Origin of the sequence: Paenibacillus sp. D2_2, assembly GCF_031199965.1 — a bacterium.
Lineage (GTDB): Bacteria > Bacillota > Bacilli > Paenibacillales > Paenibacillaceae > Fontibacillus.
Map to the genome: position 1 here is coordinate 1,453,957 of NZ_CP133605.1, position 25,714 is coordinate 1,479,670.

Below are 25,714 nucleotides of genomic sequence, written 5' to 3' on the forward strand. Positions count from 1 at the left end.
GCTTCTATCTCATGATGTTTACCGCTTTGGTGACAGGTGCCGATCGTGGCGTTGGGTTTGAAATGGTCCGTGGATTGCTGCACGAAGGATATCGTGTGATTGCTGGCAGATATAACAAGCAGGAGAAGTCGCTTTCCGAGCTGGGTACAGCTTACGGGGAGCGGCTTATTCTCGTTGATCTGGATGTAGGCAGCGACGAGAGCGTGAAGGCAGCGGTACGGACCGTAAAGGAGCAAGGCTGTGAGACGGTGGATCTGCTGATCAACAACGCGGCGATTCTCGGCGATATTCAGTCTGGTGTAGGCGATGAGCTCGATTTTGCGGACATGCTTCAGGTGTACAATGTCAATGCACTCGGGGCGCAACGAATGACGAATGCGCTGCATGAGATGATTGTGAACAGCGTACATAAGCTGATCGTTAATATCTCCTCTGAGGCGGGAAGCATCGAACAGTGCAGCCGGGACCGCTGGTTTGCCTATGGCATGTCAAAAGCAGCTCAGAATATGCAGTCCAAGCAAGTGTTCAACAGTATGAAATCGGATGGTGTACGCATGCTGGTTGTGCATCCTGGGTGGGTGCAGACCTATATGCGCGGAGCACTTGATGCAGAAGCAGCTTTGACGCCGGCTGAGTCGGCTAACGGAATTCTGAGGCTGATCCGCGAGCGGTTCACTGACCCAACAGTTGTAGTGGCCGAGCAGAGGCTGGACTTTGTCGATGTAGATGGGAATAGTTGGCCATGGTAGAGAATAGTGATGGTGAGTAGTAGAGGAAATTCAAAAAGCCCGCTTTTGATCACGAAGTAACACTGAGAGCTTATTCGACATCGAATCTTGAATTCAGCCGGGCCTTCCGGTGCTCACGTACCAACTACGTACGTTCCGCTCCTCAGTCCCTAGCTTTATCCAACCTTCTCGGTGCTGAAAACCGTACTTTTTGAATACGCACTAGAAGGTAGTAAATAGGGTGCCACTGTGTCAGGTCAGAGTTTACTATTTTGATAAGGAGATGTGTTTATATGAAATATACTGCTCTAGGACGCTCAGGATTGAAGGTAAGTAGATTGTGCCTAGGTACGATGAATTTCGGAGTATCGACAGATGAGAAAGAATCATTTCACATTATGGATGCAGCTCTAGATGCTGGCATTAATTTTTTTGATACCGCTAACATTTATGGTTGGGGCGAGAATGCTGGACGGACCGAAGAGATTATTGGAAAATGGTTCGCACAGGGCGGAAACCGCCGCGAGAAGGTCGTACTGGCGACAAAAGTGTATGGGAGTATGAGCGATCCGCTTGATGGCCCAAATGGAGAAGTTGGTTTGTCCGCCTACAAAATCCGCCGTCATCTGGAAGGCTCGCTACGCCGTTTGCAGACAGATCATATCGAGCTTTATCAAATGCATCACGTGGACCGTAACGTATCATGGGATGAGCTGTGGGAAGCGTTCCATATCCATCAGATGCAGGGCAAGATTGGCTATGTCGGCTCAAGTAACTTTGCTGGACGTGACTTAGTCAAAGCTCAATATGAAGCGAAAAATCACCATATGCTCGGTTTAGTATCAGAGCAGCATAAATATAATTTACTCTGCCGCTTGCCGGAGCTTGAGGTGCTTCCAGCAGCTGAAGAGCTTGGCATCGGCGTTGTTGCCTGGAGCCCGTTAGAGGGCGGACTGCTTGGCGGGAATGCCTCGAAGAAGGTTCCTGGTTCAAGAACGGAGAAAAACTCGCGTTACGAGCAACATGAGGAGCAGCTCGACGAGTTCGCGGCGTTATGCCGAGAGCTTGGAGAGAGCGAAGCCAATGTTGCATTGGCTTGGACGCTGGCCCATCCAGCTATGACAGCTCCGATTATCGGTCCGCGGACGCTGGAACAACTGGAAGGAGCGCTCCGCGTATGTGACATCGAACTTGATGAAGCTGTGCTGAAGCGTCTCGATGAGATCTTCCCGGGCCCTGGCGGCTCCGCGCCGCAGGCTTATGCTTGGTAAGGTAAATACGAGATTAAAAGTACCGTTCGCCCAGCCGACTGCAAACAGAAAAAACTGCAAATCTGCAGTTTTTCTAGTCCGATGAGGTGTTATATGACGAAAAACCTGCATTTTTGGTCATACCCCTGTCAAGTAGACATATAAAAAAAGCTAAGCTGCTAGCGCGCACCGGTACTCAATCGGTGCGCGTTGTTTCAATTTGGCTTGAAAACGGTGATAGTTGTAGAAATAAATATAATCTTCTACTGCTTGCTGAATTTCTGCTCCTGATCTACACTGTTTAATATACAGCTTCTCTGTTTTGAGATGCGAAAAGAAGGATTCGATGCATGCGTTATCCAGGCAGGTTGCTTTGCGAGAGTGGCTGCCTTTAACGCCGAGTGCTTCTAATTGCGTGTTGTATGCCTGAGACGTGTATTGGAAGCCCTGATCCGAATGGAGCACGGCTTCCGAAACGTCTCTTTTCTTTGCCCATTCTTTTACTGTATCTAGTACGAGTTCAACATCGTTACGTTCTGACAAATTCCAGGCGACAATCTCGTTGTTAAATAAATCTTGGATGACGGATAAATAATAAAATTTCTTTCCGTCGGAAATATAGGTAATGTCAGTGACCATTTTTTGCTGCGGTGCTGTAGCATGGAATTGGCGCTTTAAGCGATTGGGATAGACAACAGAAGGCGTATAATTGGACTGTTTTCGCTTTCTCCGTATCACCGATTGGATCGATAATTCACTCATGATCCTCGATACTTTTTATGATTCACCTTGTAACCGGCTTCCCATAAGGCGGTCATCATGCGCGGGTAGCCAAACTCTGGGTGTGCAAAATGGATAGCCATCATATGTTCTTTAATTCCATGATCCTTGTCTCGCCTTGCCTCACGCTCAGGGTTTGTGGCTCGCCATTTGTAATAACTGGCTCTTGGTATTCCTGCAATGGTTAGCAAACGTGTAATGCCGTGAGAGCCGCGTAGTTCTTCCACTATTTTATAGTTCTCTTGCTGGCTGGGGCTTCTCCTTTACTAGATTTGGATACCGCTTTTTTAAATAATCTACCTGTGCTTTCAGGTAATCTCGCTCTTCTTCGACACTTCCAAACGACGTACGTGGACGTCCCTTCAGTGGATTTACTTCACCTTTACTCTTACCAAGTGACTCACCGTTTTTCCACTTCTTCACCCAAACCTTTAGCTGCGAACAATTACGAATTCCCTCTCGTTCGGCCACTACCTTGTAACTTGCAGAGCCTTTCAAATAAGCTTGGACTGCCTTTAATTTGAATTCTTCAGTATATGTGTTGAATGTTTGTCCCTTTCTAGCCATAAAATATCCCCTCCAAGTGTCACTCCAACCTCCATCTTAACATGGAGGTTTTTTTGAGTGTCTACTTGAAGGGGATAATACCATTTTGCAGGTTTTCTTTTTTTGTGACCGACGATATAGGGGAGCGGAGTGCCATATGGCTGCTCGGAGGAACTAGTCTTGTCGTCTACTCTCCAACCTATTCTAACCTCTAACTACTTTCGCCTAAACCCCGTCCAACTTCTGAGAGCGCGTTTACTCGGGCCCCTAATTACCCTAACTAACCCTCGGTTCAAACGTCTAGCTCCCACCTACGGCGACGGTCGATTCCCGGACGATCAGCTCGGGGTCGATGTGCATGCCGGCGGCGCGCTTCATTTTGGCGGAAATGCGGCCCAGCAGCATGTCGGCGGCGGCCCGAGCGATCCGGTCTGCCGGCTGGCGGACGGTCGTGAGATGCGGGCGTAGCTTGGAGGCGATATAATGATCGTCATATCCGACGATCGAGACTCGCCCGGGAACAGAAACGCCGCTCTCCTGCAAGGCGTTGATCGCACCGAGAGCGATATGATCGTCACCAGCGAAGATCGCGGAGGGCAGCTTGTTTTCCACGAGCCAGCGCTTGCATGTTTCGTACCCAGAGGCGATCTCGAATTCTCCGTGCACAATTTCAAATGGGGTAAGCCCGTTATCTTGAAGTGCCCGGAGAAATCCGCTGCGCCGCTCTCGTGTGCTACGGAACATTTCCTGTCCGCAAATATGGGCAATCGAAGTATGTCCAAGCTCCAGCAAGTGGGTCGTTGCTGCGTAACCTCCCTTATAATTGTCGATCGTCACCGAGTATGCGTCGTTCTCCGGTTGCTGGTTATCGATCAACACGTAAGGGATGCCACGGCGCTTCAATTCCAGGATATACTTGCTCTCTTCCATCGGAGAGAGGAGAATCAGGCCGTCGACCCGATCCTCCTGGAACAGATAATGGCTCTCGTCCGACTCCATGCCAGTTGATACAGAGACGGCTAGGAAATACCCCTGCAGGGCCAGAATTTCATTAAGTTCCTTGACGATGGCGTCAAAAAAGAATCTTGAAGCGTCGTAACGATTAAGCCGATGATTCCCGTCTTTCCCCGGGCCAGACTGCGCGCTGCCGCACTAGGCTGATAATCGAGATCTTTGATCGCTTCCAGTACTTTTTGGCGATTTTTCTCCCGTACAGTTTCCGCTCCGTTTAATACACGCGATACAGTTACAACGGACAGACCGGATTTTTTGGCAACATCAAAAATGCTTACCTTCATCTGATATTCTCCTAATGTGTGTTATTCCATCAACTTTACTTATCTCTTAATAATTTCAGTCACTTTCTTCTGAATCACCGGCATAACCTCTTCTACGGTCTTATGTCCGGTCTCAATTGGCTGCATCTCGTTGATGAACATATCATTGATTTGTGAGTAGTTCGTAATCAGGTGGTTGAAAGATTCAAAGCCGTATTTCACAGCTCCCTCGTACACATTTTTAATATCCTGCGGATCGATTCCATCAAAATGCTTATAATAGGCCTCAGCAGCTTTTGTGTTCACTGGCGGATTGCCTCCGCTCAGGTCGATCGATTTCTCTTGAATGTCCTCGCGGATCAGATATTTGATCCATTCGAACGCTTCCTTTGGATGCTTGGAATCCTTCAAAATGAACAGTGGATCGACGTATAAGGTACTGCGGACCTTATCATTTCCACCCCAAGGTACTGCAGCTACACCAATATTGAATGGAAAATCATTCGCTCCGGCCAAGTTCCATGAACCGCCAACAGACATGCCGATTTTTCCGGCAACGAACGGATCTCCGTTCTGTCCGGCTACACTTTTGCTCCATTCTGAAGTTGGGGACACTTTGTCCTTGAAGATCAGATCGAACAATTTGTTATAGGCCGCCATTACTTTTGGCGTGTCAAAATAAGTTTCCGAAGGTACTCCACCATTTGTCCACGTATCTGCAGAATAAGGATCGGCCCCGAAATAGAGCGGGCGATTATCGCGTTCGGACCAGAAGAAGTCCAGCCCATACTGTGTCTTAGCAATATCATCGGAGATGACCGTCATCGGCCGTGCATAATCGACCATTTTATCGAAGGTCCAGTCCTTGTCCTCATAATCACTGGTAGGATAAGGCAGCTTGGCCGCGTCAAACATGTCCTTATTATATAGTAAGAGCGTAACATACATGTTCAACGGAATGCCGTATACATGATCATTGATCGTATAAATATTCATTAAATTATCAGGAATATTGTTTGCCTCGGCGCTAAACCCGTCTTCCTTGATCAGGTCCGTCAAATCGAGCAGCATCCCTTTATTATAATACTCCGCGAATCCGCCATATCCGTAGTGGCTTGTCACATCCGGAGATTTACCTGCGGCAATCAGCGTTTGTAGCTTGCTGTCGAACTGCTCATAGGGTGCTTTATCTACTTTTACTTTGATGTTCGGATGCTCTTTCTCAAAGTCAGGCACCAATTTCTCAACGAAGGTGCGGTCCTCCGAATCGATGGTGTAGTATGTGATCGTTACTTGCTGATCCTTGCTTCCGCCTGATTTAGTTGAATCACTGTCTTTGCCTGGGGCAACGTCAGCAGCAGATTTGCCGCCAGTGCAACCTGACAAAGCCGTAATGGTCACCAATATCAGGGTTAATAAGAAAATAGAACTAAGTCGCAGCTTATTCATCATTATAAACGAACCCTCCAATTAACGTAATATAAGTACCTTCCTTAAATAAGCAGACAAGCACGTGTGCTTGGCATTATTTAATGCCTGTAAGCACGATTCCCTCAACAAATTGCTTCTGGGCGACAGCGAACAGGGTGACGATCGGGACCATCGCTAGCACGGAAGCGACCATGAGCAAATGCCACGGTGGGATGCGGAATCTGGAAGAAGTCAAGGAAGCCATACCTACCGGCAATGTGAAGTGTTCCGTAGAACTGAGGTACAGCACCGGTGCCAGAAGATCATTCCAACTGTAGATGAAGGCGAAGATCGCCACGGTGGCGAGGGCAGGGCCAGACAACGGCAGGGCGATTTTGTACCACATTCGCAGCTCCCCACAGCCATCAATCCTCCCAGCGTCGAACAATTCCTCAGGCAGGGTCGAGAAGAATTGCCGCAGCAAAAAGATGTTATAGGCCGATCCGAAGAATGCTGGAACAATTAACGGTAGAAAAGTGTCGATCCAGTTCAGTTTGGAGAAGAAAATAAATTGTGGAATCATAATCGCCGGATATGGCAGCATCATCGTTGCTAACAGTAGCATGAACCATAGTTGATTCCCTTTACCCTTATAACGGGAGAACCCGTACGCGGCCAGAGCGGAGGAGATTAACGTTCCGATTACAGTGACGATACCAATAATTAGACTGTTCTTATACAATGTTCCGAATTGCAGTGTGTCGAAGATTTCGCTGTAATTGCTCCATTGCCAGCTCTCCGGCAGAAAGGTCGGAGGAAATTTGAGCATTTCCCGCTTCGATTTCAGCGAAGTGGAGACCATAAAGAACAAAGGAAGCAGCATGATAAAGGTTGTAATGATCAGAGCGATGAAACTAACGATTTGCGTTAGACTTGTTTTGCGTTTGGAGCCTGAGTTTGAAAATACAAGGCGGCGTTTGGGTATCGGTGCGGTGTTCATTTGCGACCTCCTCCCTCATAGTGAACGTAGCGATCGGATGCTTTCATGATGAGTGCGGTACAGATCATAACGACGATTAGAAGTACCCAGGCCAGAGCCGAGGAGTAGCCAGCGCGATATTCTTTGAAAGCGCTTGTATATAAGTTGTAGACATAGAACCAGGTAGAATAATTGGGCCCACCTTGCGTCATAACATAAGCTTGGGTAAATACTTGGAAGGAGTCAATGATACTCATGATGAGTTGAAAGAGCAGTACAGGTGAGAGCATAGGAAGTGTAACATGGAGGAAGGTTTTGAAACGGCCGGCTCCGTCAAGTTTTGCCGCTTCGATCAGACTGGCAGGAACACCTTGCAATCCGGCGAGGAACAGTATCATTCCAGTACCCGCGGTCCATAAAGTCATAATAATCAAAGCGTACAGCGCAGTATCAGGGTTCATTAGCCAGGCAGGTCCATGGATTCCGAACCAGGAGAGTATGTAGTTGAATAATCCGATCTGCGGGTTGAAGATCCAATACCATAGCAGCGACATCGCTACCCCAGAGACCATACTCGGAAAATACATAGCGGTTCGGAAAAAGCCACGGAAGGGAATCGCTTGATTCAGCAGCAGGGCAAATCCGAGCGCCAACAGTAATTGTACAGGCACGCCTATAAAGGTATATTTCAGCGTGACGACGACAGATTTCCAGAACAACTCGTTGTGGAACATCTCGGTGTAGTTAGCTAGGCCAATAAATTGGGGTGGATGGATGATGTCGTAATCTGTGAAGCTGTAATAAAGCGATGCCAAAATAGGATACAACGCAAATACTAAGAAGCCGATTAACCAGGGAGAGATAAAAAGATACATATAGAAGGTTTGTCGCCGGCTTTCTTTAAAGGTCACAGCAGCACCAGCCTTTCTTTTGTTTAAAGTATAAGCGCTTTAACTTTTGGTTAGAACAATATTGAAATAGTGCAGATATTTCGAGCTAGTTCTACAAATCAAAGTTAAAGCGCTATAACTTTACTGCTTTTTGATAACATCATCATAGTGGATTGATCCAGAATTGGCAATAGTAATGTGATAAGTGATTACATCAAAATTCCACCTTATTATTTGAGAACATAGATTGTAGATTTCATTGTTCATTTGCACAATGAATTTCGTCTTTTAATCAATATTAATTTAGCGAATTAAGACCTATAATGAAAGCGTATCCAAAAAAGAGATAGAAAATACAACTTAGGAGGAACAGCAGATGGACGGATTTACGATCAGTTGGATTGGAGCGCTGGTAGGCCTTGCAATTGCAATCATATTGATCTTGAGAAAGCTTAATCCTGTATACGCTTTATTTCTAGGGGCGATCGTTGGGGCTTTGATCGGCGGGGCCAATTTAGAGCAGACGATAAGCGTACTAGTTAGCGGAACACAGAGCGTTATGGGGACTGTCCTACGTGTATTGGCAGCAGGTGTACTTGCCGGCGTCATGATGGAATCCGGGGCGGCAGAGACAATCGCTCAGGCGATTGTAAAGAAATTTGGCGGGGGAAAGGCAATTCTGGCGCTTGCTCTTGCTACCATGATTATTACAGCTGTCGGCGTATTTATTCCAGTTGCGGTATTGATCGTGGCACCTATCGCACTATCTGTCGGCAATAAGATGGGTATCTCTAAGATAGCTCTTTTACTCGCTCTTTCTGGCGGTGGTAAAGCGGGTAACATCATTTCTCCGAACCCCAATACGATTGCGGCTGCTCGCGGCTTTGGATTAGACTTAAGTGATGTCATGATCGCGGGCTTTGTTCCAGCACTTTTTGGACTTGCTGTAACCGTTGTCATTGCTTCGCTCTTGAAGCGCAAAGGTGTCATGGTCAGCGATGAAGAGGCTGTGCAGGATACAGAGGTTGATACATCGAAGTATCCTCCATTAAAGAAAGCTATTGTAGCGCCGCTCGTTGCTGTAATACTGTTGATGATTAACCCGATCGGTTCAATCGCTGGGATTGATGCACTGGCTAACTTCAAGATTGACGCCATGTATATTCTTCCGATCGCTGGGGTCATCGGTATGCTGGCGATGGGACAAGGCAAACATATTTTGAAATATACGGCATCAGGGCTGAATAAGATGACAGCGACGGTATTGATTTTGATCGGTGCTGGCGGTATCGCTGGACTCATCTCTGCTTCTGACTTGTCTTCACAGGTTGTATCATTGATTCAGGCTTCTGGTATCTCGGCACATTCCTTGCTCCAATCTCTGGTATTCTGATGGCCGCAGCAACGGCTTCGACTTCCACTGGGGTTATCCTTGCTACCGGTTCATTCGGACAAGCGATTTTGGATATGGGCACTGCGCCGATGGCTGCAGCTGTTATGGTGCATACCGGGGCAACCGTGATCGATTCCTTGCCGCAAGGTAACTACTTCCATGTTACTGCAGGCAGTATGAATATGAGCATTAAGCAACGGATGGGATTGATCCCTTATGAAGCTATCGTCGGCGGTACGATGACGATTGTAGCTACATTGATGTATGGATTCTTGCTTTAAATAGGAGTTCAAAAGTCTGGTTTTCAGCACCGAGAAGGTTGGATGAAGCTAGGGACTGAGGAGCGGAGCGTACGTTTTGGGTACGTGAGCACCGGAAGGCCCGGCTGAATTCAAGATTCGATGCCGAACTGCTTCTTGCTTCTCTTCGTGATCAAAAGCAGACTTTTTGAACAACTTCTAAAAATGCTGGATGGGGTGGGAGAAATGGAGAAAACATTTGTATTGGCGCCGGATTCATTTAAAGAGAGCATGACGGCCAAAGAAGTGTGTATCGCGATGGAGAGAGGGCTGCGGAAGGTATATCCTCAGGCGAACTATATTCATGTTCCAATGGCCGATGGCGGTGAAGGAACGGTTCAGTCGTTAGTTGATGCCAGCGGTGGACAACTATATGAGAAGGAAGTTACCCGTCCGCTGGGTCAGCCGGTGAAGGCTCAATTCGGGATACTTGGTGATGGAGTAACCGCAGCTATTGAAATGGCATCGGCTAGCGGTATCCATCTAGTAACCAAAGAGACCAAAAATCCTCTAATTACAACGACTTATGGGACGGGGGAGCTTATCGCGGAATGTCTTGATCGCGGGGTTGAGCGGATCATTATCGGGATCGGTGGGAGCGCCACCAATGACGGTGGCGCAGGGATGGCCGAAGCGCTCGGGCGAAATTCCTTGATTCGGAGGGGAACCGTATTCCGCGCGGCGGCGGGGGTCTGGACAAGCTGGCCACGATCGACGTATCCGAGCTGGATCCTCGCCTGCAGGAAGTAAGCTTAATTGTGGCCAGCGACGTCACAAATCCACTATGCGGCGAGCATGGTGCATCTCGGGTGTTCGGCCCGCAGAAGGGAGCTACGCCGGAAATGGTGCTGCAGCTTGACAATAACCTTGCTCATTATGCCGAGGTGATTAAGCAGCAGCTTGGTAAGGACGTACGTGATTATCCCGGCGCAGGTGCAGCGGGAGGGCTTGGAGCGGGCCTGCTCACCTTCACCCGTGCTACGATGCGTAAAGGTATTGAAATCGTGATTGAGCATACCGATTTGAAGAAGAAGCTGGCTGAGGCGGACTATGTATTTACCGGCGAAGGCGGCATCGACTTCCAGACGAAGTTCGGCAAGACGCCTTACGGTGTAGCTCAGGCAACCAAAGAGCTTGGTAAGAAAGTCATTGCTGTGGCCGGATATATCGGCGAAGGTATCGATACCCTCTACGATGAAGGGATCGATGCGGTATTCGGCATCGTACCAGGTGCTGCGAATTTGGATAAGGTGCTAGCGGAAGGTGCGCAGAATGTGGAGCGGACCTGTGAGAATATCGGCAGATTGATTGCATTAAGCTTAAAATAACTCAATAACGCAATTACGTAACAAAATAAGAACCTTCATTTCCGCAAGGATTGGACTTGAAGGTTCTTTTGCATTCTGATGAAGGCATGTGCATTGTGTTGGACATTATTCAGTCATACTTTAATTGTACAAGGCAAGTAGGCTTTGGGTTAATTCGAACAGCTCGAGTATATTTCTTGGATCTTTCCCTGTAATAGCCTTGATTCGCTTGAGCCGGTATTGCAACGTGTTTCGGTGAATGTTCAGTTGCTCGGCAGTGCCCGAGATGCTTCCATCCTGGTTGATAAAGGCGCGCAGCGTCTCCAACAGGTCGACTGTATCTTCGAGCTTGCTAACGATATTCCCATTTTCATGTAGGTATGCATTACTTAGCTTGACGAGGAATTTTACTTCTTCGTAATGAACGACTTGCTTTGGGAGGTCAAGTGCTTGTCTTACATTCATCGCGCTCTTCGCCTGGGTGCAGCTAGTGGCAATACTCGCTTCATGATCGCCAACGGCAACCAGAATATTCGGCTGCCCGGCAAGTATCCGCTCAATGAAGCTGTCCACAGAGTTTTTGTCTTGAATCAGCAGTAGCCGGGTACTTTTATCGATCATAAAAGAGGGGATGAGTAGCAGTAATTTAGAGTATTCTTCGGTTAGTATACAATTTTTGACGAGTACTGCTGTCGTTTTCAGCAGGAGGTCGATCTTGTATTGCGCGGCTTCCTTTTGCAGCCTCTGAGAATAAGCCCCGGCATGGCTTAGCAGACTTTCCAAGAAAACCTTTTTACGGTTAGCCTCATCCTCCAGGCTCTTCAGGGCGATTCCTTGTTCGATGAGAAGGGAGACTGTCGTCTTCACGATCCGGCAGAAAGGGCTGACTTCCTCGGGATTACCACTGATTCCGATCACGCCAACGCGTTTATGATTGATGACGATCGGCTCGTTGGTTCCCTGTTTTTCATAGTGTCCGTCCTTCCAGATTTTCACCATTTTCCCGCTCGTTAACGCCTGAACCGCACCTTGGTGAACGGAACCGACCCTTGACGGATTTCCGCTTCCGATAATGATCCCTTCATGGTTCATAATATTGATATTGTATGGGATGTCCTTCATCATTTTATCGACAATTTCCTGAGCTTGCTCTCTAGAAAGCTGGAACATTACGAGCTCCTCCTCTATGATGTAAATTGATCAAAGTGAAATGTGAATATTAGGAATATACATTGTGCAATTGAACGAACTATTTTGGTCAAATCATAGCATAACTTGCTTACGATGGTCATGCTTATATTTCACAAGTATTAGGTGAAGCTGAAATAATTAAACGGCTTTGGTTTGTTAAACTAAGATATTTGACAATTTATGGATACTAATGTACTGAAGGTAAATATCCGTTATGATAAAGGTAGAAGAAACTAAAGTTAATATGTTATTAAATTAGGGTGTAGAGAGGTCATCGAATGAGAAGTCGGGGCTAACGGAACTGTATGCTCTTATTGGCATGGAAAAAAAGTGTTTTATGTTCTAACGGAACTGAAAGCGCTTAATTAGGTCCTACATTTCTGTTAGAGCTTGGGGGTTCGTGAGGGTGGATCGCCTAACCTGCAGTAGAACCAGAACCACAAATAGAGATAAAAAATGGGGGATACAGATGAACATCTTAATTATCGAGGATGATCCTAGTATTCAGATGCTGTTGAAATTGAGTCTGAAGGTTGAAGGGTTTCATCCTGTTGTTGCTGGCACGGTCGCGGCTGGTTTGAAGGAGCTTGAGGCCGGGGATACAGATTTGATCCTGCTTGATCTGATGCTGCCGGATTGCTCCGGCTTTGAATTGCTTCAGGTACTGCAGCAGAAATATAAGACAGTACCCGTAATCGTGCTTACCGCCAAGAATGAAATGAATGACAAAATACTTGGCTTCCAGCTCGGAGCGGATGATTATTTGACGAAGCCCTTTGAGACCCGGGAACTCATTGAACGAATCAAGGCTGTTATACGGCGAACCCGGAAAGCGGTTACAACCTCTTCTGAGGTGATTCAGATCGGGATCATAGAGATCGATAAGGATGAGCGTTCCTGTACAATAGCTGGACAACCACTCAAGATGACCTGCAAGGAGTTCGATTTCCTGTGGCTGCTGTGTAGCAATCCCAAGAAAGTGTTCACTCGCGAGGAATTGCTGGACCAGGTCTGGGGCTACGAGTATTACGGCCATACACGCTCCGTTGATATGATGGTAAAGCGGCTGCGTGAGAAGCTTAAGCCTCATGAGAACCTGGTAGCCACCGTGCATGGGACAGGCTATAAACTGGAGGTATAGCGGATATGGGGCTGCGCAATAAAATGTTCATTCAGCATGCAGTTACGATCGTTATGTTGCTTACAGCGATGTACTTCACCGTTACTTATACACTTAACAAGAGCATGATAGAGAGCGATACCCAGACATTAAGCCAATATTCCGCACTGCACCGGATCGAAGCACTGAAAATTGTGAATGACCAGAAGATCGATATCGAGCAGTTGTTCTCGGGCAAGTACGCTCCCTTCATCGCTTCTCACCTCGGGTCCAGCATTAACTTTCAAGTGCAGTTGTTCGCGCCCGATGAGACGATTGTAGGTAGCAGCAGCGACAAGGAGAATTTGCTGAAGCGGGACGATATCAAGTCCGCGCTATCAGGCGATACGGCAACGGTTATTGCCGAGGGAGAGGGGACGAGATATTTAATCTATTCCGTTCCCTTCTGGTATGAGGGGAGGATCGTAGGCGGATTCCGTTATCTGCTGGATCTTCATGAGAATATAGAGACGATGAATCAGATGCGTAACTGGTTTATCGGGGCAGCGCTGGGCTGTCTTGCGCTCTCACTTCTGGCAAGCTATTCTTTTTCCTCATTTCTGATGAGGCCTCTGCATGCGCTGCAGCAAGCACTCAAATTGGTATCTGCTCGCGATTTCAGCCGTAAGATCGTGGTGAACACCCACGATGAGGTTGGCGAATTGGCGCGAGATTTCAACCATATGTCGGATGCACTGCGGCATCATATCGATATGCTCCACTATGAACAGGGTAAGCAGAAAGCTTTTTACGATAACATTACCCATGAACTAAAGACACCTCTCACCTCCATTATCGGCTTCTCGGATCTGATGGCCAGGATAGACCGGATGGAGGATATTCAAGATTGTAATTTCTATATCCGCAAGGAGAGCACACGCTTATTGAACATGGTCGAGGATCTGCTGCAGACCTCGCTAAAAGGGGAAGAAGCTTGGCATATTGCGCTGGAGCAGGCTGAACTAGGCAATATTATTACGGATACCCTACGTGTTCTTCAGCCGACGCTTCAGAAATCGAATATACTCACCTCGGTGAAAGTCCTACCCTGCACGGTCTATCTCGATCCTAAGCGTACGCAGCAGGTGCTGTTCAACGTGATCGATAACGCCATTAAGCATAGCGACTGCACGTTGCTTCATATCGAGCTTCTTCATGATGAGTGCTCAGGTATCGTCAGGATTGTGGATAATGGCAAAGGCATATCCGAGCAGGAGAAAGAGATGCTGTTCCTGCCGGCGGAAGAGAAGCAAGGGCGCGTGATCTCTGAGAATTCTCATGGCCTTGGACTGCCGATCTGCAAGCAGTTCATGGAGCTTCAGGACGGGAGCATCTCTATGATTAGTGAAGAAGGGCAAGGAACGGAGGTCAGACTTCAATTTTCGATCCACCCACCAAATGTAAGCGCTGTTACAAAACTGATACAAATCTAAAATTCTTTTGATATAAGTGGAGGGTAAAGTTAATGGCAGAGGACAAGAAAGGGCTTTCATGGTTTCGCCTCATCCTGCTTCAGGTCATTATCGGATGCTTGCTCATTGGTATCTGTGCCTATTCCTTCCGGATTCCCGTCGACGTTGTACAAATCGTGCCGCCTCAGCAAGATCAGCTTGAACGTATATCCGGCGTACCGATGCGTGTTGATATTACCTATCCGGGCCTTGGCACAGTTTCTATTGAAGATCCGAAGGAATTACTGAAATTGAAATCCTCATTCTCCGGGCTTCTGTCGGCTGGTAAGCAGCAGGCACAAAAACAGACACCTAGACTGCTGCTTACAGGAAGAATGACATATCTGGATCAGGAGGATGTTCCATTTCAGGTGGAGACGGGCGCGTTCCAATTTGGTAACGAGCTGGTCAACTCGCTGGATGTAAGCGCGGGTATTCGCAAGCTACAGAGCACGCTAATCGATAAGATCCTGACCGCCGCGATGATTGGTTCTGCGGTAGAGAACGGGAAGAACGATGTGTTCACGCTTGATGTGGGCAAGCTTACGATTCTCTCACAAGATGAGAGGAAGGAGCTTGCTGAACAGATTACTGCGTCCACGCGCATTATCGATTTCAGTCATTTTACAGATCTGCAGCAACCGCCGGATGCGCATTTTGTAATCCAGCTTAGCGGCGGCGAGCAGACGAAGAAGCACTGGATTCATCTGGATCGATATAACAACGCTTACATCGTCGTATACGACCTGTTGGATGAGACGAATCAAAGAGCCTATTTCAAGTTAAACGATACCTCATATTGAACATGAAGGGTGGTTTACCGAAATGGCGAGAAATAAAAAAAATAGCGGCTCGGTCATTATTCTATCGGTCATTGTTATCGTATTAGTAGCGGGGTTCTTTATGTACAAATCCGGAGTGTTCGGCGGGAAAGAAAAACAGAAAATTACCGTCTATTCCATCTTCCAGGAGGAAGAAGCACGTAAAATTCTAGACAAATTTAAAGCGGAGACCGGAATTGATTATGATATTCTGCGTCTGCCTAGTGGTGAGGCTGTATCGCGGATCCAGAATGAAATGTCGAATCCGCAAGCCGACTTCCTGATGGGCGGCCCGGCCGATTCCCACCAGGTATTGAAGGAAGCTGGCTCGTTGGAAGCCTATGCATCACCGAATGCGTCCGATATTGCTGACAATATGAAAGATAAGGACGGCTACTGGACACGGTTTCTACCTGAACCCTGTAGCTATCGGAATTAACGAGAATCGCTGGAAAGAGAAATTTGGCGATGCTCCATATCCTCAATCATTCAAAGAACTGACAGATCCTAAATTCAAAGGCGAAATTGGCATGTCCGACCCGGCAACCTCGGGTACTGCATATACAGCTGTAGCTTCCCTTGCCCAAGTATGGGGCGATGATGAAATGCTGAATTATATGAAGGAGCTCCTGCCTAATTTGAAAGAAAGACCAAAGTCCGGTATTGAGCCGATCCAAAAAGCAGCCAAAGGCGAATACACCATCGGGATTACGTTCCTTGGCGACCAATTGAAAATTAAATATCAAGGTAATCCGATTACGAGTATTGTGCCTGAAGCTGCTGGTTATGAAGTAGGCGCGCTGTCGATCGTGAAGAATGGTCCGAATACGGAAGCAGCGAAGAAATTGATGGATTACATGCTTACGAATGAACCAGGAGAAATTTATACACAATCCGCCTATGCGGTGTCTGTTAAGGCTTCCGTGCCGATTCCAGAAGGCGGTATCGATATCAAATCGACGAATTATAACAGCTCCTATGATCTTCTGAAGGCTGCTGAGCAGCGCAAGGAATTACAGAGCGCGTTGAAAGATTTGAAATAAGAGAGCCACTTAGCATAGAAGGGGCGCCGGACCTTCGAAGTAACTGATGAGTTCGTGCCCCTAATAGAGGTAATTCAAAAAGTCCGCTTTTGATCACGAAGTAACACTGAAAGCTTATTCGACATCGAATCTTGAATTCAGCCGGGCCTTCCGGTGCTCACGTACAAACTACGTACGCTCCGCTCCTCAGGCCTAGCTTCATCCAACCTTCTCGGTGCTGAAAACCGACCTTTTTGAACACGCCTAATAGACAGTAGAAAGGTGGGAGTCGCCCCTATGATGAAAGAAAAAAAAGGCATTGGGGAGTCGATCAAAAGGCTCTTCAAGGATCCTTCATCGCTCGTGCTCGTCCTGACCAGCTTTATTTTCCTTGGACTGTTTGTCATTTACCCGTTAATTGTCGTCGTCTTCTCATCCGGATTCGACAGCTGGGGGACATTCTTTAGCAAGCCACGTTATTCCAAGGCATTAATGAATACGATTGTCAGTTCATCGCTTTCAGCGATTACAGCAACGACTGTTGGTTTTATATATGCCTATGCTATTAATTACAGCAACATTAAGGGGAAGAAGTTCTTCCGCTTCATCGCGTTCATTCCGTTACTAGCTCCTTCGGTCATGAGCGGTCTGGCATTCCTGCTTCTATTTGGCCGCGGCGGCATGATCTCGCAATGGCTGTATAGCAACTTTAATTTCGAACTCGATTTGTACGGATTACCGGGATTATGGATCGTTCAGACGATATCCTATTTTCCACTGGCCTATATGACCATAACCGGCGTACTTCGTGCCATCTCACCAAATCTGGAGATTGCAGCGCAAAATCTCGGAGCACGAGGTTTCAAATTGTTCCGCACGATTACGTTTAAGCTTGCACTTCCAGGTGTAATTAACGCCTTCCTGCTTGTAGCAATTAACTGTTTCGCCGATTTCGGAAATCCGAAGCTGATTGGCGGTAACTATTCACTGCTCGCTGTTGAAATTTACGGTGAGATCATTAATAATGAGCCAGGATTGGCTTCTGTAATGGGGATTATCCTTGTTATTCCTGCACTGCTCGTATTCTGGTTGCAGAACAAGGTGCTGTCAAAAGGCTCCTACCAAACGGTTTCGGGTAAACCAGTATCTGGTCTGAAACGGATCACTACATCCAAAAAAACAGATGCAATGCTCTTTACTTTTAACAGTTTAATTTCGTTGTTCATTATCATGATGTTCGGTATTACGATTCTGTTTGCCTTTACGAAGAACTTTGGCCGTGATAACGCGTTTACATTGGATCATATCAGAAAAGTAGTATTCAGTTCATCAAGTCCAGCAGTTATGAACAGTTTAGTATTGTCGCTGGTTAGTGCTGTGCTGGCGGTTGCGTTTGCTCTTGTTCTAGCTTATATCATTGTTCGCAAGCCTTTTCCGGGTAAAAAATTACTTGATTTCAGCGCGGTTCTACCAATCGCTCTTCCGGGAACCTTTGTCGGACTTGCCTTGATTGTTACTTTTAGCAAAGGGCCGATCATCTTGCAAGGTTCTGCGGTGCTAATTGTTATCGCAATGCTATTGAAACAGATGCCTGTCGGGTATCGCGGGTTAACCGCCGCTTTCAAGCAAGTGGATAAATCGATCGAGGAAGCTGCTACCAACCTTGGTGCGAACAGCCGTAAGACGTTGACAACAGTCGTATTCCCAATGCTGCAAAAGACCGTCGTAGCCAATTTTGTCTATGCGTTTATGAAAAATATGAATACGTTAAGTACGATTATCTTCTTAATCACCCCTAAATGGGTTGTTGCTGCGGTATCGATCTTCAACTATGCCGAGACGGGAACCTATTATTGGGCGGCTGCCGTAGCAGTCGGACTGATGGGCGCGACGCTGGGCACGCTTGGAATTATCAAGTTGATCTTCCGGTCGAAAGTAAAAATATTTGATTTCTAGAGGTTTGAACATCGTTAGAAGAAGAGGTAGTTAAATAGAAGGGAGTGGGCATGATGGAATCCAATATCCTGCTAGATTTAAAAAACGTAAATAAGGTGTTCGGCAATAACCATGTCCTGAAAGATATAAACCTACAAATAGAACGGGGCAAGTTCATTACCTTCCTCGGTCCGAGTGGTTGCGGTAAGACAACATTACTTCGGTCCATCGCAGGCTTCTACACCGTTGATAAGGGCGAGGTCTGGATTGACGACAAACTAGTCAACGACCTGCCTCCATATAAACGGGGCACCCCGATGGTATTCCAGGAATATGCACTATTTCCTCATATGACAGTTTTTGATAATATCGCTTATGGGCTTGATATTCAGAAGAGACCTGAAGGGGAAGTTCAGCAACGGGTCGAGGGGGCTATGGCCCAGGTCAAATTAACCGGACTTGAAGAGCGGTATCCGCATGAAATGTCAGGTGGTCAGCAGCAGCGCGTTGCAATGGCCCGCGCTTTGGTGATGAACTCACCGATTATCCTGCTGGATGAACCGCTCAGTAACCTTGATGCTAAATTGCGTGAAGAGGTACGTGTTGAGCTGAGGACCCTTCAACAGGAGTTGGGACTAACCGTTATATATGTAACGCATGATCAGCTTGAAGCGTTGTCGATGTCCGACTATATCGTGGTATTTAACAAAGGCGCTATTGATCAGTACGGTACGCCGCATGAAATTTATTATGAGCCTCGTACTCAATACGTAGCTGACTTTATCGGTACAACAAACTTCATTGATGCGGTTGTTGAGAAAAGCGAGGGAGAAATGGTCACGGTTCGATATGGCCAGGCTGGAGATACTGTAACTGTAACCAGCAAAGAAAGACTTATCGTCGGCGAGACAGTTCACTTGTGCGTTCGGCCGGAGTCCTTACGTATTAAACAGCCAGAAGCCGGTGAATTCAAAATGACGGGAATTATCAAATCATCGATGTTCCTTGGTGAGAAGGAACGATATTTCTTAGTCGATGAAGTCGGCAGTGAGTGGATCGTTGATGCCTATGACATTGGAAAGACACACTTTGAAGGTGTCGTCCAAATGAGTGCGGCTGCTGATAAAATTCATATTATTAAAAAGAGTAATTGATACAGAGGGGAATAATCCAGAAAAAGGAAGACAATTGTTTTCCTTTTTTTGGCGTTCATTAAAGTGTGTGTTCAAAAAGGCCAGTTTTCAGCACCGAGAAGGTTGGATGAAGCAAGGGACTGCGGAGCGTAGCGTACGTAGTGGGTACGTGAGCACCGGAAGGCCCGGCTGAATTCAAGATTCGATGCCGAATAAGCTGTTCAAAAGGTCAGACTTTCGGGCTTGTCTAACGGGGGGATTTCATTTGAAGAAGAAAGGCGTTATTTTTGGACTGCTTGTCGTTGCCGTAATTGTTGCAACGTTGGTTTATCCCGGACAGAAAAACAATCAGCCGCTTAAAGTATATGTTATTTTTCAGGAGGATGAGTCGCGTATTCTGCTAGAGAAGTTCAAAAAGAGACGGCATATCTTATGAGGTCATTCGGATGTCTGGCGGCGAGGCGAGCTACCATCTGTTATCGATGAATAAGACGGGTATTGATGTCGTCCTGGGCGGCCCGGCGGATTTGCATGAGCAATTGAAGAACGGCGGCAAGCTGATTCGTTATTCACCACGCTCTAGCGATCTGATCCCCGATAAGTATAAGGACAGGCAGGGCTATTGGACGGGCATGTATATGGGGCCACTGGCGATTGGAGTCAATGAGCAGGTATGGAAACAGGATCCTCAGCTGGCTGACTTGCCGTTACCGGAGCGCTATGAGGACCTGCTACGTCCCGAACTGAAGGGCAAAATCGAGATTCCTGACCCGGAGACGTCTGGAACAGGGTATACACTGCTTGCTTCGCTGGCCCAAGAGCGTGGTGAGGATCAGGCAACCGCTCTGGTACATGCGCTGAAACAGCAATGTGCATCGACCACTTTCTCAGGAATCAGCTCGGCACAGCGGCTGGCTCAAGGTGAGGTCGCTGCCGTCGTGAGCTTTATGGGCGATCAGCTACGATTTAGGAATTCAGGCTATGCCATTCAGTCTGTGGTTCCTCCTCAAGCCGGCTGGGAGATCGGAGCTGTGTCGATCCTTAAGGGGGAGATAATAAAGCAGCGGCAAAGAAGCTTGCAGATTTCGTCCTGTCACGTAGCGCGCAGACGGATTATATGAATTCGGCCTTTTCCTTTCCCGTGCTTCCCAATATTCAGGTTCACCCCTTGTTAACTACCGTCAATCTGGATCATCTCTTGCCAACGTACCGATTCGATACGGCTGCGGAGCATCGTGAGCAATTGCTTGCTAAGTGGCGGGAAGGGGATAGTTAAAGCTCGTAGAGTTTGGTCGGTAAAGATCAAAATAGTGCAACAAGTAGGCATAATTATGCAGGAGTAGCTCGTGTATAAAGTAATATAATCAAAGATGTAAACGCTTTTATACTGGATATCATATTCCGGTAGGGGGTTGTGGGATGTATAAGGTGCTGATTGTCGATGATGAGCCGAAGCAAAGAGAAGGGCTCAGGATGTTTATTGACTGGGAGCTCTACGGATTCTCCGTAGCTGATACGGCATCCAATGGAGAAGAAGCGCTGGAGAAGTATCGGATTCATTCGCCTGAACTGGTGATCGCGGACATCCGCATGCCAGGAATGGACGGTTTGCAATTGATCCAAAGGCTGCGTGAGGAAGATCCGCAGCTACATATTTTGATCTTGAGCGGTTATGCAGATTTTGAGTATGCCAAGATAGCGATTGCGAACCGAACAGACGGATACTTGCTCAAGCCAGTTGATGAGGACGAGCTAATTCAATATTTGCATAGCATCAAGAAGGTCATGGATGAGGCGAAGAAGGCATCGCTATGGCAGGATGTCTCAAAGGAGTGGACACGTGAAGCGTTCATTCAATCCATCTTGTCCGGAGCGATGGATCATGATGAATTTACGCTTCACGAGCAGGCAGATCGACTCGAGCTACTCTGGAAAAAGTATCAAGTCTTGCTCGTCGTCTCTGCGCAGAATGAGAAGAATGACAAAAATGAGCTTATTGTGCTGCGTCGGAAGCTGAATACCCGCTTTGAAGAGTGCGGCCGCGGCTATGTATTTAGCCATCATGGTTATGTTGGCGTATTGTTAAAGGAACCACTACTTGAAGTGGAATATGATGATGTGTATCAAGAGCTGCAGGGGAGTGGCGGAGCGGAGATCACAATCGTATTAGGAGATCGGGTTCAGGAACTAAGTGATATTCCCCATTCTTATACTTCTGCGCTTGAATTGATCAAGCTGCAATTTTTCTTCGATCGAGGCAGACTGTTGTCAGGAGAGCTGTTAAGCAAGATTCGGAGTCATGCGGCTGTGGCTGAATTAGGGGTTCAAGAGAAGAGCAGCGATAGTGTAGAAGAGCACCTATATTATGCCATGGAATCCGGGAATCTTGATGCTGTCAAGCAATGGATAGTCGAGTTTGGACATACGCTGATAAGACTGCGCTTAAACGAAGCAGAGATCAAGCAGAGATTTGTTGAGCTACTGACCTTGATATATGGAAGGGAATTGAAGCAGAGACCTGAGCTGCAGAACCAGTGCAAGGGATACTGCGATCAAGTCGCAGATATCTATCGTGTTCGTACAATTGGGGAAATGTTCAAACATGCCGAATCATTGCTGCAATCGATAGCCCCATCATCGGGTGAGGATACCGGTAAGCATCGCGAGGTCAGAATCATGCTTGATCTTATTCACCGCAATTTCCGCGACAATTTGAAACTGGAGACTTTATCAGGAGTTTTCAATTATAATAGTGCGTATTTGGGGAAATTGTTCAAGAATGAGACAGGCGAGTATTTCAATACTTATCTGGATAAAGTGAGAATTGAGAATGCTAAGGGTTATTTGGAGGATGGCCTGAAGGTTTATCAGGTGGCCGAGAAGGTAGGGTATACGAATGTCGACTATTTTCACGCCAAATTTCGAAAATATGTAGGCACATCCCCATCTGCTTACCGCAAGAAGGTAGGTAATGAATGATCCGTAATTATATAGGAGCTCGGTAGTCCGATAAGGGGTACTGTGCTCTTTTTTAGTGTGGGTCAGACTTGGGCAAGTTAAATTTCTATATGAAAATGCATCTAATTATCTGTGTATGAACCAGAATGGATGCAAGTTATGATAGACCTCAGTGAGGTATAATCCCCACTATTCTTAAAAACGCTTTCATTACTAATCTGTAGAGACGAGGTTGGAATCCTATGAATACGGAAGAATGTTATCCTTTTCAGAATCCTGATTTGCCGCTGGAAGAGCGCGTGAATGATTTAATATCGAGATTTACTTTAGAAGAGAAGGTTCAATTGATGTGCCAATACCAAGCGGAGATTCCGCATCTTGGCGTGCATAAATACAAACATGGTACGGAAGGAGCACATGGTGTTGCCTGGCTAGGCGAAGCGACGGTATTTCCGCAAAATATCGGCCTAGCCTGTACCTGGGATGCGGATTTGATGAACAAGATCGGTAGTGTAGTTGGCGACGAAGCTCGCGTTTACTATCAGCGCGATCCGGCGATAAATGGGTTGACGATATGGGCGCCCACTGTCGATATGGAACGTGATCCTCGTTGGGGGCGTAATGAGGAAGCCTATGGGGAGGATCCTCACTTGACCGGTGTTCTATCTACAGGGCTTGTGAAGGGTATGCAGGGAGATCATCCATTCTATTATAAGACGGTAGCAACGCTAAAGCACTTCTACGGCAACAATAACGAAGTGGATCGGGGCAGTGCTTCTGTGAGCATCGACCCACGAAATAAAAGAGAATATTATTTGAAGGCATTTGAGATGCCATTCCGAGAAGGCAAGGCAGGTTCGATGATGACCGCCTATAACGGAATTAATGGAAGGCCGTGCAATTTCAATAATGAAGTGAATGAGATCGTGAAGGGCGAATGGGGAATGAATGGCTTCGTCGTAGGCGATGCGGGGGATGTACTCGGCACGGTAATGGATCACCATTATGTGGATTCTTACGCCGAAGCGGTAGCCGGTTCGGTGATGGCTGGCATAGACAGTATGACGGATGAGCAGGATATTTCTTTTCAGGCGCTGCATGATGCTCTGGACCAGGGCTTGCTCACTGAAAAGGATCTTGATCGTGCGCTTCGTAACACATTCCGTGTCCGCGTCCGTCTAGGTGAATTCGATCCGGCTGAACGAAATCCGTACAGTCATGTACCGGAATCGAAGCTTTGCGCTCCTGAGCATTCGGCCTTGTCGTTAAGAGCGGCTCGGGAGTCAATCGTCTTATTGAAAAATGATGGCTTGCTTCCATTGAAGCCTGATATGGATTCCGTTGCGGTGATCGGCCCGTTGGCGGATGAGGCATTTACGGATTGGTACAGCGGAACTCCGAAGTACCGGGTGACTCCGCTGCAAGGAATCGAGGAAAAAATGACGGGCCGTTCCGTCCGGTTCCATAACGGGTTTGACCGCGTACGGATCCGCTCAGCTGTAACAGGCAAGTATGTTGTCCTATCCAAGGTGGATGACAACAGGCTGGAGGCTACCTGTACAGATGCAGAGCAGGCCGAAGTGTTCGAACGCAATGACTGGGGCTGGGGCAATGTAACGTTAAGAGCACAGAGCTGCGGTAAGTATGTTACGGAGACAGATACAGGTCTGGCTGCGTTTGCCGACGAAGCTAAGGGCTGGTTCGTGAAGGAGGCCTTCGATTTCGAACCAACTGCGGGCGGTGGCTTACTGATGAAATCATGGGAAGGCAAGCCGATTGTTCAGGATGAGCATGGCTATCTGGTCGTGGGTGATGTCGGAACAGGCGCGACAGCGGCAGGAACTATCGTAGTAGGTTCGACCTCAGCAAGCGCGGATGAATTTATTGTGGAAGTTTTATCCGATGGCATCCAGGAAGCGGTAAATGCCGCCAGTCAAGCGGATACGGCGATTGTTGTCGTCGGCAATAGTCCGTTTATCAACGGTAAGGAGACGATCGATCGCCCGGATATTGTATTACCTCCGGCACAGCAGGCATTGATTCGGCCGTTCATGCCGCAAATCCTAACATCGTCGTCGTTATTGTGGGCAGTTACCCGTTCGCCGTGAATTGGGAGAAGGAACACGTCCCTGCGATGCTCTTCACTTCTCATGCTGGACAGGAATTAGGACATGCGGTTGCAGATGTTTTGTACGGAAATTATAATCCGGCGGGACGACTTAATACGACCTGGTATAAATCAGTATCCCAGCTGCCAGAGCTGATGGATTATGACATCATCAAGGGAAGACGGACCTATCAATATTTTGATGGAGAGGTATTGTATCCATTTGGACATGGGCTGAGCTACACCCAATTTGCTTATGATGATCTCTCGCTGAGCAACTCGACAGTCGATGCGGACGGTTCCGTTACGGTATCCGTAAAGGTGAGCAACATTGGAAAAATGGGTGGAGATGAAGTGGTACAGCTCTATGTTAGAGCGAATTCTTCACGCGTAGTTCGTCCACTCAAGACGTTGAAAGGATTTCAGCGAATTCATCTTGAAGCGGGAGTGTCACAGATCGTCAGCTTTGAATTGAAGGCATCGGAGCTTGCTATTTGGGATGTCACCCGTGAACGTTATTGCGTAGAGAGCGGTGAGTATACGATCTGGGTAGGTCCATCTTCGGAAATTGTAAAGCTGTCTACGGTGCTTAAGGTTGAAGGTGAGATTGTTCCGCCTCGTTCGCTTCACGAATTGGTTAAGGCAGTGAATTACGATGATTACAGCGGCGTTTACATCGATGAGTGCCGTGAAGGCGGAGAGAGCATTGCACTTCGCCAAGAAGAGGGCTGGATTGCTTTTCATGACGTAGATTTGGGAGAAGATAACTCACTGCTAGAAGCTAGAGTCTCCGGAAATATCAAGGGTGGAGAGATTATTGTGACTTTGGATCGTCCTGACGGCCCAGCAGTAAGTAGCTGCAAAGTTCTCGCTACAGGCGGACACCAGGCTTGGACGACAGTAAGGGTTCCACTAGAACAATGCACTGGTAGGCACGATGTGTATCTAACGCTGAAGGGCGAAGTACAGGTAAGCCGCTTCCGGATAGTTAACTAGGAAAAGAGCTGGAATAGGCAAGAGGGTTCAATATTCTAAAGACGAAACCGTACAGAATATTGAACCGTGGTGAAATGTGGAG

22 protein-coding genes and 3 pseudogenes are annotated in these 25,714 nt (G+C 47.3%); 16 read left to right on the forward strand and 9 right to left on the reverse strand.

Features of this window, described 5'->3' with window-relative positions:
* Positions 1-11 precede the first annotated feature (11 nt).
* Together RE628_RS07265 and RE628_RS07270 are read left to right on the forward strand one after the other, a co-directional pair.
* Positions 12-749 (forward strand): SDR family NAD(P)-dependent oxidoreductase, encoded by a 738-nt coding sequence (locus RE628_RS07265; RefSeq protein ID WP_309158145.1) that lies wholly within the window; start codon positions 12-14, stop codon positions 747-749.
* Positions 750-1,021: 272 nt separating this feature from the next.
* Complete coding sequence (locus RE628_RS07270; RefSeq protein WP_309158146.1) at positions 1,022-1,999, forward strand: aldo/keto reductase; 978 nt, start codon at positions 1,022-1,024, stop codon at positions 1,997-1,999.
* A 150-nt stretch (positions 2,000-2,149) separates the two neighbouring features.
* Here the strand turns inward: RE628_RS07270 and RE628_RS29515 are convergent, their stop codons facing one another.
* The 8 genes from RE628_RS29515 to RE628_RS07300 all read right to left on the reverse strand — a co-directional run bounded on the left by RE628_RS29515 (position 2,150) and on the right by RE628_RS07300 (position 7,845).
* Positions 2,150-2,740, reverse strand: coding sequence for an IS3 family transposase (locus RE628_RS29515; RefSeq protein ID WP_375143052.1), 591 nt, complete (start codon positions 2,738-2,740; stop codon positions 2,150-2,152).
* Entirely contained in the window at positions 2,737-2,985 is a 249-nt protein-coding gene (locus tag RE628_RS29520; protein WP_375143053.1) for a hypothetical protein, read from the reverse strand. The genes RE628_RS29515 and RE628_RS29520 overlap by 4 nt, the downstream gene beginning before the upstream one ends.
* A gap of 4 nt (positions 2,986-2,989) precedes the next feature.
* Positions 2,990-3,325: a transposase gene (locus tag RE628_RS29525; RefSeq protein WP_375142944.1), complete on the reverse strand. Its 336-nt coding sequence runs from the start codon at positions 3,323-3,325 to the stop codon at positions 2,990-2,992.
* 279 nt (positions 3,326-3,604) lie between these two features.
* On the reverse strand, positions 3,605-4,372 hold the full coding sequence (locus RE628_RS07280) for a substrate-binding domain-containing protein (RefSeq protein WP_309159399.1): 768 nt from the start codon (positions 4,370-4,372) through the stop codon (positions 3,605-3,607).
* Positions 4,324-4,602, reverse strand: a complete 279-nt coding sequence (locus RE628_RS07285; protein WP_309158147.1) for a LacI family DNA-binding transcriptional regulator — start codon at positions 4,600-4,602, stop codon at positions 4,324-4,326. Before RE628_RS07285 ends, RE628_RS07280 begins: the two co-directional genes overlap by 49 nt.
* A 39-nt stretch (positions 4,603-4,641) precedes the next feature.
* Positions 4,642-6,033 (reverse strand): ABC transporter substrate-binding protein, encoded by a 1,392-nt coding sequence (locus RE628_RS07290; protein ID WP_309158148.1) that lies wholly within the window; start codon positions 6,031-6,033, stop codon positions 4,642-4,644.
* Between the two features lie 73 nt (positions 6,034-6,106).
* On the reverse strand, positions 6,107-6,991 hold the full coding sequence (locus tag RE628_RS07295; protein WP_309158149.1) for a carbohydrate ABC transporter permease: 885 nt from the start codon (positions 6,989-6,991) through the stop codon (positions 6,107-6,109).
* Positions 6,988-7,845, reverse strand: a complete 858-nt coding sequence (locus RE628_RS07300; RefSeq protein ID WP_375143098.1) for a carbohydrate ABC transporter permease — start codon at positions 7,843-7,845, stop codon at positions 6,988-6,990. Before RE628_RS07300 ends, RE628_RS07295 begins: the two co-directional genes overlap by 4 nt.
* 391 nt (positions 7,846-8,236) lie before the next feature.
* Between RE628_RS07300 and RE628_RS07305 the strand changes: the two are divergent.
* Both RE628_RS07305 and RE628_RS07310 read left to right on the forward strand, forming a co-directional pair.
* Positions 8,237-9,534 (forward strand): annotated as a pseudogene (locus RE628_RS07305) (GntP family permease).
* Positions 9,535-9,738: 204 nt separating this feature from the next.
* Positions 9,739-10,880, forward strand: a pseudogene (locus RE628_RS07310) (glycerate kinase).
* Positions 10,881-11,000: 120 nt separating this feature from the next.
* Here the strand turns inward: RE628_RS07310 and RE628_RS07315 are convergent.
* Positions 11,001-12,029: a CdaR family transcriptional regulator gene (locus tag RE628_RS07315; RefSeq protein WP_309158151.1), complete on the reverse strand. Its 1,029-nt coding sequence runs from the start codon at positions 12,027-12,029 to the stop codon at positions 11,001-11,003.
* A 490-nt stretch (positions 12,030-12,519) separates the two neighbouring features.
* On the opposite strand from RE628_RS07315, the gene RE628_RS07320 reads away from it, so the two are divergent.
* From RE628_RS07320 to RE628_RS07375, 12 genes and pseudogenes are all read left to right on the forward strand, one after another.
* Complete coding sequence (locus RE628_RS07320; RefSeq protein WP_309158152.1) at positions 12,520-13,191, forward strand: response regulator transcription factor; 672 nt, start codon at positions 12,520-12,522, stop codon at positions 13,189-13,191.
* Positions 13,192-13,196: 5 nt separating this feature from the next.
* Positions 13,197-14,642 carry a sensor histidine kinase gene (locus RE628_RS07325; protein WP_309158154.1) on the forward strand — a complete coding sequence of 482 codons (1,446 nt, stop codon included), beginning with the start codon at positions 13,197-13,199 and terminating at the stop codon, positions 14,640-14,642.
* A gap of 32 nt (positions 14,643-14,674) precedes the next feature.
* Positions 14,675-15,463 carry a DUF3919 family protein gene (locus RE628_RS07330; protein ID WP_309158155.1) on the forward strand — a complete coding sequence of 263 codons (789 nt, stop codon included), beginning with the start codon at positions 14,675-14,677 and terminating at the stop codon, positions 15,461-15,463.
* Positions 15,464-15,485: 22 nt separating this feature from the next.
* A complete protein-coding gene (locus RE628_RS07335) occupies positions 15,486-15,920 on the forward strand; it encodes a type 2 periplasmic-binding domain-containing protein (RefSeq protein ID WP_309158156.1) in 435 nt (144 codons plus the stop codon).
* Positions 15,916-16,524: an extracellular solute-binding protein gene (locus tag RE628_RS07340; RefSeq protein ID WP_309159400.1), complete on the forward strand. Its 609-nt coding sequence runs from the start codon at positions 15,916-15,918 to the stop codon at positions 16,522-16,524. The genes RE628_RS07335 and RE628_RS07340 overlap by 5 nt, the downstream gene beginning before the upstream one ends.
* A gap of 276 nt (positions 16,525-16,800) precedes the next feature.
* Complete coding sequence (locus tag RE628_RS07345; protein ID WP_309158157.1) at positions 16,801-18,459, forward strand: ABC transporter permease; 1,659 nt, start codon at positions 16,801-16,803, stop codon at positions 18,457-18,459.
* Positions 18,460-18,509: 50 nt separating this feature from the next.
* Positions 18,510-19,592, forward strand: a complete 1,083-nt coding sequence (locus RE628_RS07350; protein ID WP_309158159.1) for an ABC transporter ATP-binding protein — start codon at positions 18,510-18,512, stop codon at positions 19,590-19,592.
* A gap of 244 nt (positions 19,593-19,836) precedes the next feature.
* Entirely contained in the window at positions 19,837-20,007 is a 171-nt protein-coding gene (locus tag RE628_RS07355; RefSeq protein WP_309158161.1) for a hypothetical protein, read from the forward strand.
* Between the two features lie 10 nt (positions 20,008-20,017).
* Positions 20,018-20,692, forward strand: a complete 675-nt coding sequence (locus RE628_RS07360; RefSeq protein WP_309158162.1) for an ABC transporter substrate-binding protein — start codon at positions 20,018-20,020, stop codon at positions 20,690-20,692.
* A 20-nt stretch (positions 20,693-20,712) separates the two neighbouring features.
* Entirely contained in the window at positions 20,713-20,847 is a 135-nt protein-coding gene (locus tag RE628_RS07365; RefSeq protein WP_309158163.1) for a hypothetical protein, read from the forward strand.
* Between the two features lie 143 nt (positions 20,848-20,990).
* Positions 20,991-22,550, forward strand: coding sequence for a response regulator transcription factor (locus tag RE628_RS07370; RefSeq protein WP_309158164.1), 1,560 nt, complete (start codon positions 20,991-20,993; stop codon positions 22,548-22,550).
* A 221-nt stretch (positions 22,551-22,771) separates the two neighbouring features.
* Positions 22,772-25,632, forward strand: a pseudogene (locus tag RE628_RS07375) (glycoside hydrolase family 3 C-terminal domain-containing protein).
* Positions 25,633-25,714 lie beyond the last annotated feature (82 nt).

Excerpts from the sequence above, each read along its gene's own strand:
- RE628_RS07300 (WP_375143098.1), bottom strand. The coding sequence starts at position 7,845 with ATGTATCTTTTTATCTCTCCCTGGTTAATCGGCTTCTTAGTATTTGCG.
- RE628_RS07285 (WP_309158147.1), bottom strand. The coding sequence starts at position 4,602 with ATGAAGGTAAGCATTTTTGATGTTGCCAAAAAATCCGGTCTGTCCGTT.
- RE628_RS07270 (WP_309158146.1), top strand. The coding sequence starts at position 1,022 with ATGAAATATACTGCTCTAGGACGCTCAGGATTGAAGGTAAGTAGATTG.
- RE628_RS07295 (WP_309158149.1), bottom strand. The coding sequence starts at position 6,991 with ATGAACACCGCACCGATACCCAAACGCCGCCTTGTATTTTCAAACTCA.
- RE628_RS07330 (WP_309158155.1), top strand. The coding sequence starts at position 14,675 with ATGGCAGAGGACAAGAAAGGGCTTTCATGGTTTCGCCTCATCCTGCTT.
- RE628_RS07325 (WP_309158154.1), top strand. The coding sequence starts at position 13,197 with ATGGGGCTGCGCAATAAAATGTTCATTCAGCATGCAGTTACGATCGTT.
- RE628_RS29525 (WP_375142944.1), bottom strand. The coding sequence starts at position 3,325 with ATGGCTAGAAAGGGACAAACATTCAACACATATACTGAAGAATTCAAA.
- RE628_RS07290 (WP_309158148.1), bottom strand. The coding sequence starts at position 6,033 with ATGATGAATAAGCTGCGACTTAGTTCTATTTTCTTATTAACCCTGATA.
- RE628_RS07265 (WP_309158145.1), top strand. The coding sequence starts at position 12 with ATGATGTTTACCGCTTTGGTGACAGGTGCCGATCGTGGCGTTGGGTTT.
- RE628_RS29515 (WP_375143052.1), bottom strand. The coding sequence starts at position 2,740 with ATGAGTGAATTATCGATCCAATCGGTGATACGGAGAAAGCGAAAACAG.
- RE628_RS07320 (WP_309158152.1), top strand. The coding sequence starts at position 12,520 with ATGAACATCTTAATTATCGAGGATGATCCTAGTATTCAGATGCTGTTG.
- RE628_RS07370 (WP_309158164.1), top strand. The coding sequence starts at position 20,991 with ATGTATAAGGTGCTGATTGTCGATGATGAGCCGAAGCAAAGAGAAGGG.
- RE628_RS07345 (WP_309158157.1), top strand. The coding sequence starts at position 16,801 with ATGATGAAAGAAAAAAAAGGCATTGGGGAGTCGATCAAAAGGCTCTTC.
- RE628_RS07350 (WP_309158159.1), top strand. The coding sequence starts at position 18,510 with ATGATGGAATCCAATATCCTGCTAGATTTAAAAAACGTAAATAAGGTG.
- RE628_RS07315 (WP_309158151.1), bottom strand. The coding sequence starts at position 12,029 with ATGTTCCAGCTTTCTAGAGAGCAAGCTCAGGAAATTGTCGATAAAATG.
- RE628_RS07335 (WP_309158156.1), top strand. The coding sequence starts at position 15,486 with ATGGCGAGAAATAAAAAAAATAGCGGCTCGGTCATTATTCTATCGGTC.
- RE628_RS07360 (WP_309158162.1), top strand. The coding sequence starts at position 20,018 with ATGTCTGGCGGCGAGGCGAGCTACCATCTGTTATCGATGAATAAGACG.